The organism is Ruegeria sp. P8, assembly GCF_056534665.1.
The window spans coordinates 436,633-451,868 of sequence record NZ_JBQERC010000001.1; the positions used below are offsets into that span (position 1 = coordinate 436,633).

Annotated in this window: 16 protein-coding genes; 14 read left to right on the plus strand and 2 right to left on the minus strand. The window is 58.9% G+C overall.

Annotated features, from left to right (window positions below):
- Nucleotides 1–1,353, minus strand: a complete 1,353-nt coding sequence (gene glmU, locus ACR0BZ_RS02155) for a bifunctional UDP-N-acetylglucosamine diphosphorylase/glucosamine-1-phosphate N-acetyltransferase GlmU (RefSeq protein WP_480919333.1) — start codon at nucleotides 1,351–1,353, stop codon at nucleotides 1–3.
- A 134-nt stretch (nucleotides 1,354–1,487) separates the two neighbouring features.
- Between glmU and ACR0BZ_RS02160 the strand changes: the two genes are divergently transcribed.
- From ACR0BZ_RS02160 to ACR0BZ_RS02170, 3 genes are all read left to right on the plus strand, one after another.
- Nucleotides 1,488–2,159: an HAD-IA family hydrolase gene (locus ACR0BZ_RS02160; RefSeq protein WP_480506297.1), complete on the plus strand. Its 672-nt coding sequence runs from the start codon at nucleotides 1,488–1,490 to the stop codon at nucleotides 2,157–2,159.
- A 39-nt stretch (nucleotides 2,160–2,198) separates the two neighbouring features.
- A complete protein-coding gene (locus tag ACR0BZ_RS02165; RefSeq protein WP_480919334.1) occupies nucleotides 2,199–3,389 on the plus strand; it encodes a DegT/DnrJ/EryC1/StrS family aminotransferase in 1,191 nt (396 codons plus the stop codon).
- Between the two features lie 164 nt (nucleotides 3,390–3,553).
- Nucleotides 3,554–4,717, plus strand: a complete 1,164-nt coding sequence (locus ACR0BZ_RS02170) for an isovaleryl-CoA dehydrogenase (RefSeq protein ID WP_267362877.1) — start codon at nucleotides 3,554–3,556, stop codon at nucleotides 4,715–4,717.
- Between the two features lie 50 nt (nucleotides 4,718–4,767).
- Here the strand turns inward: ACR0BZ_RS02170 and ACR0BZ_RS02175 are convergent, their stop codons facing one another.
- Nucleotides 4,768–5,373 (minus strand): OmpW/AlkL family protein, encoded by a 606-nt coding sequence (locus ACR0BZ_RS02175; protein ID WP_209504463.1) that lies wholly within the window; start codon nucleotides 5,371–5,373, stop codon nucleotides 4,768–4,770.
- Nucleotides 5,374–5,509: 136 nt separating this feature from the next.
- On the opposite strand from ACR0BZ_RS02175, the gene ACR0BZ_RS02180 reads away from it, so the two are divergent.
- The 11 genes from ACR0BZ_RS02180 to ACR0BZ_RS02230 all read left to right on the plus strand — a co-directional run bounded on the left by ACR0BZ_RS02180 (nucleotide 5,510) and on the right by ACR0BZ_RS02230 (nucleotide 15,236).
- Complete coding sequence (locus tag ACR0BZ_RS02180; RefSeq protein ID WP_480919335.1) at nucleotides 5,510–7,027, plus strand: AMP-binding protein; 1,518 nt, start codon at nucleotides 5,510–5,512, stop codon at nucleotides 7,025–7,027.
- Between the two features lie 4 nt (nucleotides 7,028–7,031).
- On the plus strand, nucleotides 7,032–7,682 hold the full coding sequence (locus ACR0BZ_RS02185; RefSeq protein WP_480919336.1) for a lysozyme inhibitor LprI family protein: 651 nt from the start codon (nucleotides 7,032–7,034) through the stop codon (nucleotides 7,680–7,682).
- Nucleotides 7,679–9,286 carry a carboxyl transferase domain-containing protein gene (locus ACR0BZ_RS02190; protein ID WP_480919337.1) on the plus strand — a complete coding sequence of 536 codons (1,608 nt, stop codon included), beginning with the start codon at nucleotides 7,679–7,681 and terminating at the stop codon, nucleotides 9,284–9,286. Before ACR0BZ_RS02185 ends, ACR0BZ_RS02190 begins: the two co-directional genes overlap by 4 nt.
- 1 nt (nucleotide 9,287) lies before the next feature.
- Nucleotides 9,288–9,713: an ASCH domain-containing protein gene (locus ACR0BZ_RS02195; RefSeq protein WP_480919338.1), complete on the plus strand. Its 426-nt coding sequence runs from the start codon at nucleotides 9,288–9,290 to the stop codon at nucleotides 9,711–9,713.
- A gap of 3 nt (nucleotides 9,714–9,716) precedes the next feature.
- A complete protein-coding gene (locus tag ACR0BZ_RS02200; RefSeq protein ID WP_480919339.1) occupies nucleotides 9,717–11,648 on the plus strand; it encodes an acetyl/propionyl/methylcrotonyl-CoA carboxylase subunit alpha in 1,932 nt (643 codons plus the stop codon).
- Nucleotides 11,649–11,726: 78 nt separating this feature from the next.
- A complete protein-coding gene (locus tag ACR0BZ_RS02205) occupies nucleotides 11,727–12,578 on the plus strand; it encodes a hydroxymethylglutaryl-CoA lyase (RefSeq protein WP_480919459.1) in 852 nt (283 codons plus the stop codon).
- 1 nt (nucleotide 12,579) lies between these two features.
- A complete protein-coding gene (locus ACR0BZ_RS02210) occupies nucleotides 12,580–13,362 on the plus strand; it encodes a crotonase/enoyl-CoA hydratase family protein (RefSeq protein ID WP_480919340.1) in 783 nt (260 codons plus the stop codon).
- 193 nt (nucleotides 13,363–13,555) lie between these two features.
- Entirely contained in the window at nucleotides 13,556–13,921 is a 366-nt protein-coding gene (locus ACR0BZ_RS02215) for an NADH-quinone oxidoreductase subunit A (RefSeq protein WP_209504455.1), read from the plus strand.
- Nucleotides 13,912–14,445, plus strand: a complete 534-nt coding sequence (locus tag ACR0BZ_RS02220) for a NuoB/complex I 20 kDa subunit family protein (RefSeq protein WP_209504454.1) — start codon at nucleotides 13,912–13,914, stop codon at nucleotides 14,443–14,445. Before ACR0BZ_RS02215 ends, ACR0BZ_RS02220 begins: the two co-directional genes overlap by 10 nt.
- 12 nt (nucleotides 14,446–14,457) lie before the next feature.
- Nucleotides 14,458–15,063, plus strand: a complete 606-nt coding sequence (locus ACR0BZ_RS02225) for an NADH-quinone oxidoreductase subunit C (RefSeq protein ID WP_480919341.1) — start codon at nucleotides 14,458–14,460, stop codon at nucleotides 15,061–15,063.
- Entirely contained in the window at nucleotides 15,063–15,236 is a 174-nt protein-coding gene (locus ACR0BZ_RS02230; RefSeq protein ID WP_010442775.1) for a hypothetical protein, read from the plus strand. The genes ACR0BZ_RS02225 and ACR0BZ_RS02230 overlap by 1 nt, the downstream gene beginning before the upstream one ends.

Genomic DNA, 15,236 nt, shown 5'->3' on the forward strand with positions numbered 1-15,236 from the left:
TCAGGCCTCGTTATCGCGGCGAGCCTTCTTCGCCTTCAACATATCAAACAGTTTTCGCGCGTAGCCGGGTTTGTTTTCCTGCTTGGCGCGCGCCACGGCCAACGCCTCGGGCGCTACGTCTTTGGTCACCACGGTGCCTGTCGCTGTCATTGCGCCATCGCCCACCGTGACCGGGGCCACGAGCATGGTGTTGGAGCCGATAAAGACATTCGCACCTATTTTGGTCTTGTGCTTCATCACACCATCATAGTTGCAGGTGATTGTTCCCGCGCCGATATTCGTCGCAGCACCCACCGATGCGTCCCCGATGTAGCTGAGGTGGTTGACCTTCGCGCCTTCGGCGATTTCTGCATTCTTGATTTCGACGAAATTGCCAACCCGCGTGTTTTCGGCCAATTCTGCGCCCGGACGCAGCCGCGCGTAGGGGCCGACGATGGCACCGCGACTGACATGGCACCCTTCCAGATGGGAAAAGGCCCGGATGGTCGCACCGCTTTCGACGGTCACTCCGGGGCCGAAGACCACGTTGGGTTCGATTACTGTGTCACGCCCAATCACAGTGTCTGCGGACAGGTATACCGTATCCGGTGCCATCAATGTGACACCCATATCCAGCAGTTCTGCCCGCGCGCGCGCCTGAAATACGGCGTCGGCGGCGGCCAGATCAGCGCGTGAGTTCACGCCCAGCGTCTGGGCCTCGTCACAGGCGACGGCGGTTACGTTCAGACCGCGTTTGCGGGCGATCTCAACTACGTCTGTCAGGTAGTATTCGCCTGAGGCATTGTTGTTTTCAACGGAGTCAATCAGCGAAAAAAGCAACTGGGCATTACAAGCTAAAAGGCCCGAGTTGCAAAATGTTATGGTGCGCTCTTCATCTGATGCGTCTTTGAATTCGACAATGCGTTCCAACGTGTCGCCATTCATGACCAACCGGCCATAGCGGGCCGGATCAGCCGCTTCGAACCCAAGGATGACCAGGTCGTTCCCAGATCGAGCCTCGACCATCCGTTCCAGCGTGTCGTGTTGTAAAAACGGGGTGTCGCCGTAAAGAACCACGATATCACCGTCGAACCCGTCCAGTGCCGTCCTGGCCTGACCGACCGCGTGGGCCGTACCCAACTGTTCTTCCTGAACGGTTATCCGGGCATCTTCGTCTTCGTCCTGAGCAACCTTTGCTACAGCCTCGGACCCGTGGCCGGTAACGATCACCGTACGTTCGGGCGACAGGACAGACCCGGCGCGCATCGCGTGAACAAGCATCGGAGCCTGAGCGATGGGATGCAGGACTTTGGGAAGATCCGAATTCATCCTGGTGCCTTTTCCGGCGGCAAGGATGACAAGGGCAATGGTCATGAAATCGTTTTCTCTTTGTGTTTTGTTGCCGACCGTTTTATCCGCTGAGGGCAAAGGCGCAAGCTGTTCGGCCATCAAACAAGATTGCCGATTGAAACAGGGCACGGCGAAAACCTGCCGAAACAGGAGGCTACATGCGGACCGTCATCTTCGATCTGGACGGCACATTGGCGGATACATCGGGCGATTTGCTGGCTGCGGCGAACCATTGTTTTCGCGAAATGGGGCATGGTGATGTGCTGGTCCATGGGCAGGATGCAGGCATTGCGTTGCGCGGCGGGCGCATGATGTTAACCCAAGGGCTGAAACGCGTTGGAGCTTACGACGAGGACACCGTTCAGACCTATTATCCTGTTCTGCTTGAGGCTTACGCGCAGGATATCGACACCCACACAAGCTTCTATCCGGGAGCGTTACAAGCCGTCGAGATGCTGAGTAACGCGGGCTACGGTGTCGGCATTTGCACCAACAAGCCGGAACATCTGGCCGAATTGTTACTAACGCGCATGGGAGTGCGGGATCGTTTTGCCTCGTTGGTCGGTGCGGATACGCTGCCGGTGCGCAAACCGGACCCGGCCCCTCTGCGCGAGGCTGCGCGCCGTGCCGGTGGCGACCCGGCCTGTTGCGTGCTGATCGGCGACTCGGATACTGACCGCAATACCGCCCGGGCGGCAGGGGTCCCATCGGTTTTGGTGACTTTCGGACCGTCAGGGGAGGACATGGCAGCGCTGGAGCCCGAAGCGCTGCTGCATCATTTTGATGACTTGCCCGATCTTGTGCCTGATCTGATTGGTGCGGCAGCCTGAAACCTTGACCGGACCCTGTCGGAGAGCCAGAAAAAGACCATGACGGAAACATTCACTGGTAATTTCACGCAGCAGGAACCCCTTCCAGACGACGCAATTGAGGCAGCACTGGCTGTTCTGCGTCACGGGCGGCTGCATCGTTATAACGTGGTCCCCGGTGAGTTGGGGGAAACGGCCCTGTTGGAGCAGGAGTTTGCGGCACAGATGGGGGCCAAGTATTGCTTGGCGGTTTCCTCTGGCGGTTATGCGCTTGCCACCGCGTTGCGGGCCGTCGGTGTGCAGCCGGGCGACCCGGTTCTGACCAACGCGTTCACTCTGGCCCCGGTGCCGGGATCAATTGCCTCGGTCGGGGCGCGGGCGATCTTTGTCGGCGTCACCGAAAACCTGACCATCGATCTGGAGGATCTTGAGGGTAAACTGGATCAGGCCCGTGTCCTGATGCTTAGCCATATGCGCGGGCATCTGTGTGATATGGATCGTCTGATGCAGATGTGTGACGCGGCGGGCGTTATCGTGATCGAGGATTGCGCACACACGATGGGCGCGGCTTGGCGCGGTCAGTTATCGGGACGGCAGGGGGCAATCGGGTGTTATTCCTGCCAGACCTATAAGCACGTAAACTCGGGCGAGGGTGGTTTGCTGGTTACAGATGACGCGGAACTGGCGGCCAAGGCTACAATGCTGTCGGGGTCATACATGCTGTATGAACGCCATCTGGCAGCGCCGGGACCTGAAGTGTTCGAGCGGATAAAGTACACCACACCCAACGTGTCCGGTCGCATGGACAATTTGCGTGCCGCCATCCTGCGCCCTCAGTTGCGGGATCTGGACCGGCAGGTGAAACGGTGGAACGAGCGCTATAGCGAGATCGAAACCGGGCTGCGTGGCACTCCGGGCCTGACGATTGTCGAGCGACCCGAAGAGGAAACCTATGTCGGGTCTTCGATCCAGTTTCTGCTGTTGGATTGGTCGCCTGAGCAGATTGCTGACGTTATCAGCCGCTGCGCCGCGCGTGGGGTCGAGATCAAATGGTTTGGCGGGGCTGAGCCAACAGGGTTCACGTCGCGCTATGACAGCTGGAGATATTTCGAAAGCGAACGGATGCCGGAAAGTGACCGTGTTCTGGCAGGCATCATGGATATGCGTGTGCCGCTGACCTTTTCGCTGGAGGATTGCCGGGTTATCGCGCGCATCATCCGAGCCGAAGTGGGCGCAGTTTATCAATCCTAGCCGAACAGAGTGCGCTTTCAGCGCACGCTCGACCCTTGAGAGCGCCGCCCGGTCCGGGTGGCGTTTTGTGTTTTGGTCCAGGCTTTCACAAAGATTGACCGGAGACAGATTCGCTGTTAGAGATTTATTGAACACTTGTTCATTAATGCGGAGGGAGGACACAGATGTTCATGGCCACGATGAAGTTTGATCTGGGTGAGGATGTGAACGCCCTGCGCGAAATGGTACATCGGTGGGCGCAGGAGCGCGTCAAGCCGATGGCGGCTGAGATTGATGCCAAGAACAGCTTTCCGAATGAACTGTGGAAAGAAATGGGAGAGCTTGGTCTTTTGGGTGTCACCGTGCCAGAAGAATACGGCGGTGCGGGCATGTCCTATTTGGCGCATACAATTGCTGTCGAAGAGGTCGCGCGCGCCTCGGCCTCGGTTTCGTTGTCTTATGGGGCGCATTCCAACCTGTGTGTGAACCAGATCAAGCTGAACGGTACGGAAGAGCAGAAACAGAAATACCTGCCGCGCCTGGTCTCGGGCGAACACGTAGGCGCGCTGGCAATGTCGGAACCTTCCGCAGGTTCGGACGTGGTGTCGATGAAGCTGCGGGCGGAAAAACGCAACGACCATTACCGCCTGAACGGCAACAAGTACTGGATCACAAACGGGCCGGACGCGGATACACTGGTGGTTTATGCCAAGACGGACCCCGATGCCGGATCAAAAGGCATTACCGCATTTCTGATTGAAAAAGAGATGAAGGGTTTTTCGACCTCGCCCCATTTCGACAAGTTGGGGATGCGCGGGTCGAACACAGCCGAACTGATCTTTGAAGATGTCGAAGTGCCGTTCGAGAACGTGTTGGGAGAAGAGGGCAAGGGTGTCGCCGTGCTCATGTCAGGTCTGGATTATGAGCGGGTTGTGCTGGCAGGCATCGGGACCGGCATCATGGCCGCCTGTTTGGACGAAGTGATGCCTTATCTGGCTGAACGCAAGCAGTTCGGCAAACCGATTGGCAGCTTCCAGTTGATGCAGGGCAAGATTGCCGACATGTATACTGCGATGAACTCGGCGCGGGCCTATGTCTACGAGGTGGCCAAGGCTTGCGATCGTGGAGACGTAACCCGGCAGGATGCGGCGGCGTGCTGTCTTTATGCATCCGAACAGGCGATGGTTCAGGCCCATCAGGCGGTTCAGGCGCTGGGCGGGGCGGGCTTCCTGTCTGACGCACCGGTTAGCCGGATCTTCCGGGATGCCAAGCTGATGGAGATCGGCGCAGGTACCAGCGAGATTCGCCGGATGCTGATCGGTCGGGAAATGATGAACGAAATGCGCTGAATGAAGACGCCCCGCAGACGAGGTTACAGCGGGGCGTTTCGATCAAAGGATCAGAAGCGATGAACGTAGGAAATACCGACCAGCCAGGGGTCGATGTTCGCAGTGCCAATATCGGCTCCGTTCAGCGTGACGTCCGAGTCGATGTCGAACCAGCGCACATTCAGACGGACCGCACCTTTGTCGGTGATCATGTAGTCGAGACCGGCTTGCAGCGAAACGCCGAAGGAATCATCGACCTTGAGGTTGCCAAGGGCAGATTGCTCGTCAAAGAAGATGGTATAGTTCAGACCGGCGCCGACATAAGGCTTCCAGGCGCTATTGGTCGGGAAGTGATAGTTCAGCGACAAGGTGGGCGGCAGATGCTTGACGCTGCCAGCGTCCACGCTTCCGCCCAAGGTGACGTTATGTTTGAACGGGGTCGCGGCCAGCAGCTCGATCCCCAGATTGTCCTGGATGAAATACTCGGCGGTGAAGATCGGGCGCGTATCCGAGTCGATATCGGCGCTCAGGCCGGCCAGTGTTCCGTTGTTGGATTTCGGGTCCAGGTACCCCACACCGATGCCGAGCGTCCAATCCCCCTGAGATTGGGCAAACGCAGGAGCAGCCAGAGCCACCAACGCGGTGGAAAGGGTCAATGCGGCGAGTTTCTTGGTCATTGTCTTGCCTTTGGTTCTGTTGATGACCTTGGTGTTGCAGCGATTGGAACTGCCCACTCTGATCTGCATCAAGTTTATGTGAAGGAGTTGGGTGCAGTTGAACCTCGAAGTGCAGGAAATATAGGGAAAATTCGCCGTGCTAACCGCTGAGCGCATACCGGGTTTGCGCCCGGATGGAGGCTGGGATCTGCCGGACAGGCTGAACATGGCGCAGCAGTGCCTGCGGCATGCGGGGGACCGGGTCGCGCTGATCGATTTGACCGGACCTGACCCGCAGCACATCAGCTTTGCGCAGCTGTCGCAAATGACAGACGGAATAGCCCGCGCATTATTGCGCCATGTGCAACCCGGTGATCGCGTCGGAGTGTTGCTGAGCCAGTCGCCATGGTGTGCGGCGGCTCATCTGGCGATCTGGAAGATCGGGGCTGTGTCGGTCCCTTTGTTCAAACTGTTCAAGCAGGACGCGCTGCGGTCGCGGGTCAGTGACGCTGGTGCCCGGATTGTACTGACCGACGCCGAAGGGGCTGATCTGTTGGGTGATCTGGCCACGCCCTTGATTGCATCGGAGATTGGCGAAGGTGGCCCCGCTGTCACATTCGCCACGACCGGCCCTGACGATCCTGCCGTATTGATCTACACCTCTGGTACAACCGGCAGCCCGAAGGGCGCGCTGCACGGGCACCGGGTCCTGACCGGGCATCTGCCGGGAGTTTCGATCAGCCATAATCACTTGCGCGAAGGCGACTGTCTTTGGACCCCGGCGGATTGGGCGTGGATCGGCGGGTTGTTCGACGTGCTGATGCCGGGTCTTGCGCTGGGCATTCCTGTTGTCGCGGCACGGCTTGAGAAATTCACCCCCGAGGCCTGCGCTGACATCATCGCGCGTGGCGGGGTGCGGAACGTCTTTTTCCCACCAACGGCGCTGCGAATGCTCAAGGCAGCAGATCAGGTGATCCCCGGTCTGCGCTCGGTCGCGTCCGGGGGTGAACCGCTGGGTGCCGAAATGCTGGCATGGGGACAGAAGGCCTTTGGTCTGACGATCAACGAGTTTTACGGCCAGACCGAGTGCAACATGGTCGTATCCTCCTGCGCCGAAGATTTCCCTGTGCGCCCCGGCTGTATCGGCCAACCGGTGCCGGGGCATCAGGTTGCGGTGATTGATGAGGACGGAAACCCGACCGGGGACGAGGGCGACGTCGCCATCCGGCGCGGCTCGGCCTCGATGCTGCTGGAATACTGGAACCGTCCTGAGGCGACGACTGAGAAGTTCCGGAATGACTGGCTGATCACCGGCGACCGCGGCGTGTGGGAGGGCGACTATCTGTGCTTTGTCGGTCGGGATGATGACGTGATTACCTCCGCCGGGTATCGCATTGGCCCAGCTGAGATCGAGGATTGCCTGCTGACCCACCCGGCAGTGGCGACGGTTGGCGTGGTCGGCAAACCCGACCCGCTGCGGACCGAGATCGTGAAGGCTTATGTGGTGTTGAAGACGGGGGCCGAGGCGGCGGAACAGGAGTTGCAGGACTGGGTCAAAGAACGTCTGGCGCATTATTCGTATCCGCGCGAGGTGGCGTTTCTGGACGAGTTGCCGATGACGGTGACCGGGAAGGTAATCCGGAAGGAATTGAAAGCGCGGGCGGCGGGGGAGTAAGGAAATGACACCGAGAAAGTCTTCAAGACTGATATGTCATCTTCTCATGTTGGTGTTCGGAGTAAGCGTTCTGGCTCAAACCTCCCATGCGTATGAGATTGCCTCAGAACAAAACGATAACTACTGGATAAAAACTGAAATCACTGAGAAATGCTTGCTTGCGGCTAGGGCGAAGCTCGAAAAGAAAAAGCCCAACCGAGCAATCACAGATTCAATTTACGAGTGCATTGGTATCGCCGCCGAGGATTGTATGGATCGGACTAACTATTCGACCTATGGAATGATCATGTGTTTGGACGCAGAGACCCTTTTTTGGGGTAGAATGTTGGACCAAAATTATTCTGTTTTGGCTCAATGGGCTGCGAAACTGCATGGTCACGTTTCGCCCAATGATCATGCGTTCAAATGGACAGCGCCTGAGACCTTGAAAAACATGAAGAACGAATGGACAGAGTACTCAAAAGCTGTCTGCCACTTTAAAGCAAGTGTCTACTGGGGAGGGACGGCCGCCGGACCGACAAGGGGCGCATGCTGGTTGCGCAGAACCGCTGAGCAGGCCCTGGAAATGGATCGAAAGATTGTTGGCATCTGTAGTTGGCAACAAGGCGAAATAATAAGCGAAATTTGCGAAGCACGCGGGGTAGCCGATCAATGAAACTCACATCCAAATCCATGCCCGCCTCCGAGGGCTTCAAGACAAACCGCGCCGCTCATCTCGATGCGCTGGCGCAAATCTCTACTGCTGCCGAAGCAGCCCGTATGGGGGGCGGTGAGAAATCCCGCGCGCGGCATGAATCCCGAGGAAAGATGCTCCCCCGACGACGGGTGGCGAACCTGCTGGACCCGGGGTCTCCGTTTCTGGAAATCGGGGCGACGGCGGCGCATGGGATGTATGGCGATGCAGCACCTTGTGCCGGGGTCATCGCGGGCATTGGCCGGGTGCAGGGGCGCGAGGTTATGGTGGTGTGCAATGATGCCACCGTGAAGGGCGGCACCTATTATCCGATGACCGTCAAGAAGCACCTGCGCGCGCAGGAGATTGCCGAGGAAAACCATCTGCCCTGCATCTATCTAGTCGACAGTGGCGGCGCGAACCTGCCCAATCAGGATGAGGTGTTCCCAGACCGCGACCACTTTGGGCGTATCTTCTACAATCAGGCGCGGATGAGCGCGAAGGGTATCCCACAGATCGCCGTTGTCATGGGATCATGCACGGCGGGTGGGGCTTATGTTCCTGCAATGTCCGATGTGACGATCATCGTGAAGGAACAGGGCACGATCTTTCTGGCCGGGCCGCCGCTGGTCAAGGCTGCAACGGGTGAGGTTGTCAGCGCCGAAGATCTGGGTGGCGGCGATGTGCACACGCGCCTGTCGGGGGTGGCAGACTATCTGGCCGAAGATGATGCACATGCGCTGGCATTGGCGCGGCGCGCGGTCGGATCATTGGGGGGTGCCGGGCTGAAGCCCGGCCTACGGTTCGACGCACCCGAGGAGCCTGCTTATGATCCGGAGGAAATTCTGGGAGTCGTTCCCGCCGACCTGCGCACGCCCTATGACATCCGTGAAGTGATTGCGCGGCTTGTCGATGGGTCACGGTTTGATGAGTTCAAACCCCGGTTTGGCGAGACACTGGTCACCGGCTTTGCCCATGTCAAAGGGTGTCCCGTCGGGATCATTGCCAACAATGGCGTTCTGTTCTCGGAGGCTGCGCAAAAGGGCGCGCATTTCGTTGAACTGTGTTCGCAGCGCAAGACGCCTCTGGTCTTCCTGCAGAACATCACCGGCTTCATGGTCGGCCGAAAATACGAGAACGAGGGGATCGCCCGCCACGGCGCCAAGATGGTGACGGCAGTTGCAACGACGAGCGTTCCCAAGATCACGATGCTGGTGGGTGGCTCGTTCGGGGCCGGGAACTATGGCATGGCTGGACGCGCCTATCAGCCGCGGTTCCTGTGGACATGGCCGAATTCGCGGATTTCGGTGATGGGGGGCGAGCAGGCAGCTGGTGTTCTGGCCACCGTCAGGCGCGATGGGATCGAACGACAGGGCGGCACCTGGTCGGCCGAGGAAGAGGCCGAGTTCAAACGTCCGACGTTGGAGATGTTCGAAGAGCAATCGCACCCGCTTTATGCCTCGGCCCGTCTGTGGGATGACGGCATCATCGACCCGCGCAAAAGTCGCGATGTGCTCGCCTTGTCTCTGAGCGCCGCACTGAACGCCCCGATAGAGGAGACACGTTTCGGCGTGTTCAGGATGTAAGATGAACATTTCATTGAATGACGTCATGGCACGCTATCCGGGTGCCCAGACTTTCAAGTTTGGTGACAATGCCCGGCTGAGTGCTGAGCTGCTGGCTCTGGTGCGATCAGGGCGGAAAACGGCAACCTGTGGTGCGTTGCGCGACTATCCCGAAGGCAGCCCTGACACTCCTGTGGTCGGTCGGAGGGATATTGCGATGGAATGGGATGATCGTCCGGCCTTGGTGATCGAAACGGTCGAGGTCTCGACCTGCCGATACTGCGACGTAACCGAGGATTTCGCGTTGGCAGAGGGCGAAAATGAAACGCTTGAGGGATGGAGAGAGGGTCATCGCCAGTATTTCGAACGCAATGGCGGATTTGATCCGGAGATGGAGCTGCTATGCGAGCGATTTCGACTTGTCGAAGATCTGGCGGTTGAGGGGTAAGCTATGTTCAACAAAATCCTGATTGCCAACCGGGGCGAGATTGCTTGCCGGGTTATGGAAACCGCTCAGAGGATGGGCGTATCTTGCGTTGCTGTTTATTCCGATGCGGACGCGGCGGCCAAGCATGTGCAGATGGCGGATGAGGCCATTCATATCGGCGGCCCCGCCCCGGCGGAAAGCTATCTGAAGGGCGATGTGATCATTCAGGCGGCGTTGGACACAGGCGCGCAGGCGATTCATCCCGGCTATGGATTCCTGTCAGAGAACCCCGATTTTGTCGACGCGGTCGAGGCCGCGGGTTTGACCTTTATCGGCCCATCAGCGGATGCGATCCGCAAAATGGGCCTCAAGGATGCGGCCAAGGTGTTGATGGAACAGGCTGGCGTGCCCGTGGTGCCCGGCTATCACGGCGACAATCAGGATCCCGAACACCTGGCGGGTGCGGCTGACACCATCGGCTATCCGGTTCTGATCAAGGCCGTTGCAGGCGGTGGCGGCAAGGGAATGCGCCTTGTTGAACGGCCTCAGGATTTCGCCGCCGCGCTCGACAGCGCGCGGGGCGAGGCCAAGACCGCCTTTGGCAACGACGCCGTGCTGGTCGAGAAATTCGTGGCCAAACCCCGCCATATCGAGGTGCAGGTGTTTGGTGACGGCACCCATGCGGTGCATCTGTTCGAACGCGACTGCTCGTTGCAACGCCGCCATCAGAAGGTGATCGAAGAGGCTCCGGCGCCGGGTATGACGGCTGAGATGCGTGAGGCGATGGGGCAGGCGGGCGTGCGCGCCGCCGAGGCGATAGGTTATAAGGGTGCAGGCACGGTTGAATTCATCGTCGATGCCTCGGACGGGCTGCGCCCCGACAGATTCTGGTTCATGGAGATGAACACGCGCCTGCAGGTTGAGCACCCGGTGACAGAAGCCATCACTGGCGTCGATCTGGTGGAATGGCAGTTGCGCGTTGCAGCAGGAGAGAGCCTTCCCAGGCAACAGGATGATCTGTCGATCTCGGGCCACGCCTTCGAAGCCCGGCTTTATGCCGAGGACGTGCCGAAAGGATTCTTGCCGGCGACAGGTACACTGACCCATCTGGTTTTCCCGGCCAACTGCCGTGCGGATAGTGGCGTTCGCGCAGGCGACACGATCAGCCCGTGGTATGACCCTATGATTGCCAAAGTGGTGGTACACGGTCCGACCCGCGCCGTCGCGCTTGAGACGTTGAACCGAGTGCTGCGGGAGACCGAAGTGGCGGGCACCGTTACGAACCTCGCCTTTCTGGGCGCGCTGACCCGCCATGACGGATTTGCCTCGGGCGATGTAGATACGGGCCTGATCGGGCGCGATCTTGACGGGTTGGTGCAGGAATCGCCGACTTCGGCCACAACCGCTGTTGCGGCTGCGATGACCGCACTGAATCTGGTGGATGTCGCGCCTGACACCGGGTTTTCGCTCTGGGCTCCGTTGCATCGGGCGGTGCAATTGTCCGATCAGGGAGAAGTTCTTGATCTGGACGTGCAAGTCGACGGGTCGGATCGCCAGCTTTGGCAGCTGGGCGAACACCGTGTCGTGGCCGAGCGGATCTCGGGGCGGTGGGCGCTGAGCGGCGCACCGATGCCCCGGGTGGCTGTCAGCGGAACTACTTTGACCGTATTTACTGACTACGGTCGCAGTTTCGACGTTATCGATCCGCTTGACCGGGATGCCAGCGCGACGGGTGACACCAACGTGATCGAGGCGCCGATGCCGGGTCTGGTCAAGGCAGTCTTTGCCACCGCGGGGCAAACCGTTCAAGAAGGCGACCGTTTGGCTATTCTCGAAGCGATGAAAATGGAGCATTCGTTGCTGGCCGCGCGAGATGGTGTGGTGGCCGAGGTGCTGGTCAAAGATGGCGCGCAGGTCGAGGCTGGGGCGGCTTTGGTGCGTTTGGAAGAAGAGTGATCTGTACCCGCGCGGTTTGACGTGGCACGGTCGCGCGATCCGTATTTGGAATGGGAACAAGCCATAAGGGGTTCTGACATGGGTGATCTGGTCGAAATCTACGAAGTTGGACCGCGCGACGGGCTACAAAACGAAACACGTGAGATACCGGTTGCCGACAAGGTGGCGCTGATCAATTGCCTCAGCCGCGCCGGATTTCGACGGATCGAAGTTGCAAGCTTTGTCTCTCCCAAATGGGTTCCTCAAATGGCGGGGTCGGCGCAAGTTCTGGCCGGTATAACCCGGGCGGACGGAGTGCGGTACGCGGCGTTGACGCCGAATATGCACGGATACGAGGATGCGCTGGCCGCCAAAGCGGATGAGATTGCCATTTTTGCGTCTGCTTCCGAGGGGTTTTCCAAGGCAAACATCAATGCCTCGATCGCCGAGTCAATCGAACGGTTCACGCCGATTCTCGAAGCGGCGCGCCATATCGACCTTCCGGTTCGCGGCTATGTCTCTTGCGTGACGGATTGCCCTTATGACGGCCCGACCCCGCCCGAGAAAGTGGCCGAAGTTGCCGACCGGCTGTTTGCGTTGGGCTGTTACGAGGTGTCATTGGGGGACACGATCGGGCAAGGCACGCCAGACAAGATCGCTCATATGCTTCTGGCGGTTCGGGAAAGGGTTCCTGTGACGCGGCTTGCCGGGCATTTTCATGACACCAATGGGCGTGCACTCGACAATATCGATGCGGCACTTTCGCTGGGGGTGCGCGTGTTCGATGCGGCAGTGGGTGGGCTCGGCGGTTGCCCGTATGCTCCGGGGGCCGCGGGCAATGTCGCGACTGAAACCGTTGCAGCGCATTTGCACCGGTTGGGCTACCAAACCGGTCTGGATATCGATGTGGTCGAAGAGGCCGCGCAGATGGCCAAGGCGTTGAGAGGCTAACATGTTCGAAACAATCTCGATTTCAGCAGACGAACGCGGTGTTGCCACGTTAACTCTGGACCGGGCGGAAAAGCACAACGCGCTGTCGGGTCAAATGATTACCGAGCTGACACAGGCCGCGTCGCAACTTGGTCAGGATGGCTCTGTCAGGGTGGTCGTTCTGGCCGCTGCGGGAAAGACGTTTTGCGCCGGTGGTGATCTGGGGTGGATGCAGGACCAGATGGCGGCCGACAAGGCGACGCGATTTGTCGAAGCGCGCAAGCTGGCCGAGATGTTGCAGGCGTTGAACACATTGCCCAAACCCCTGATCGGGGCGCTGCAAGGCAACGCCTTTGGCGGAGGCGTTGGGATGGCCGCCGTGTGCGATGTCGCCATCGGTGTAGATAGTCTGAAGATGGGACTGACCGAGACCCGGCTGGGGCTGATTCCGGCGACAATCGGCCCTTATGTTATCGCTCGTATGGGTGAGGCGCGGGCACGGCGTGTGTTCATGTCGGCCCGGTTGTTCGATGCGCCCGAAGCGGTTGATCTGGGATTGCTGGCAAAGGCTGTGCCCTCCGAGCAGCTTGCGGCCGCGATAGAAGATGAAGTCCGGCCCTACCTTTCGTGCGCGCCGGGGGCGGTTGCATCTGCCAAGGTACTGGTTCGAACTCTGGGACCTCGTATAGATGATGCCACAATCGACCAGACCATCAACGAACTGGTCGAACGCTGGGAAACGGAAGAGGCGCGTGACGGGATCGCGGCGTTCTTCGAAAAACGTAAACCTGCATGGAATAAGTAAGTTTACCGAGTTTCCGCAAGCCAATGCAAAACGCGCGAAATGCGATTCTATGCCGCGCTGTCAAGCGTATGTTTGATGGTGAACGGGGCTGTGTTCGGTTGACCCTCTGACCCGGCGGGGATAGAGAATGTCCAGTCAACACGCCAATTGACGGCGCACCCGACAAGATGCGTGCGCAAGAAAGGAGCTATTCGTGGAAGACCTGCTGCGGGAGTACCTCCCGATTCTGGTGTTTCTGGCCGTTGCCGTAGGCCTTGGAATCGTCCTGATTCTTGCCGCCGTTGTACTGGCTGTCCGCAATCCCGACCCCGAAAAGGTCAGCGCATATGAATGTGGCTTCAACGCCTTCGACGATGCGCGAATGAAATTTGACGTCCGATTCTATCTGGTCTCGATTCTCTTCATCATCTTCGATCTTGAGATCGCATTCCTGTTTCCCTGGGCCGTCGGGTTCCGCGATATCAGCGATGTCGGCTTCTGGTCGATGATGGTGTTTCTGGCCGTGCTGACCATCGGCTTTGCCTATGAGTGGAAGAAAGGGGCCCTGGAATGGGAGTGATGACCGGTGCAAACACCGCTGGCGTCGACAAGGAAGTCGCCACCCAGGCCCTGAATGCCGAGTTGCAGGACAAAGGTTTTCTGCTGACCTCGAGCGAGGATATCATCAACTGGGCCCGTACCGGTTCGCTGCACTGGATGACCTTTGGTCTGGCCTGCTGCGCGGTTGAAATGATGCACACCTCGATGCCGCGCTATGATGCCGAACGTTTCGGCATCGCCCCGCGCGCCTCTCCGCGCCAATCTGACGTGATGATCGTGGCCGGCACGCTGACCAACAAGATGGCCCCTGCCTTGCGCAAGGTTTACGACCAGATGCCCGAGCCGCGCTATGTGATCTCGATGGGGTCCTGCGCGAATGGCGGTGGGTACTACCACTATTCCTATTCTGTCGTGCGTGGCTGTGACCGGGTTGTTCCGGTGGATATCTATGTGCCCGGCTGCCCTCCGACCGCCGAGGCGCTGCTTTACGGTCTGCTACAGCTACAACGCAAAATCCGCCGCACCGGCACAATTGTACGCTGAGGGGAAGGGTAGATGAGCGAAGCACTCAAAGAACTCGGCACCCAGCTTGAACTGAAACGAGCCGATTGTGTTCTGTCCTGGGATGTGACCTATGGTGAGCTGAACGTCGATGTGGCGCCGTCGAACCTCGTGGAATTCGTAGAATTCCTGCGGTCGGACCAAAATTGCAAGTTCTCGACACTGGTGGATATCACCGGTGTCGATTACCCCGAACGTGCCAAGCGGTTCGACGTGGTGTACCACTTCCTGTCGATGTACCAGAACCAGCGCATCCGTCTGCGGGTTTCGATCCGCGAAGATGACATGGTGCCTTCGATAGTCGATATCCACCCCTCGGCCAACTGGTTCGAGCGTGAGGTGTTCGACATGTTCGGCATCCTGTTCTCGGGCCATCCAGACTTGCGGCGCATCCTGACGGATTATGGCTTCCGTGGCCATCCGCTGCGCAAGGATTTCCCGACCACGGGCTACACCGAGGTGCGTTATGACGAGGCGCAGAAACGCGTCGTCTACGAGCCGGTCAGTCTGGTGCAGGAGTATCGTCAGTTTGATTTCATGTCCCCATGGGAAGGTGCGAATTACATTCTGCCAGGGGATGAGAAACAGGAGACCGAATAATGGGTGGCATCTGGTGGCTGATCCTGTCTGCGCTGACCATCATTCCGATGGTGAAGATTTTGCCGTTCTTCGGGATCAACAAATACTGGTGCCTGCTGTGTCTGGTTCCTTTCGGCACGATCGCATTGCTGTGGTGGGTCGGGCTGAAACTGCAAGAGTTGGAGCGCCGCTGA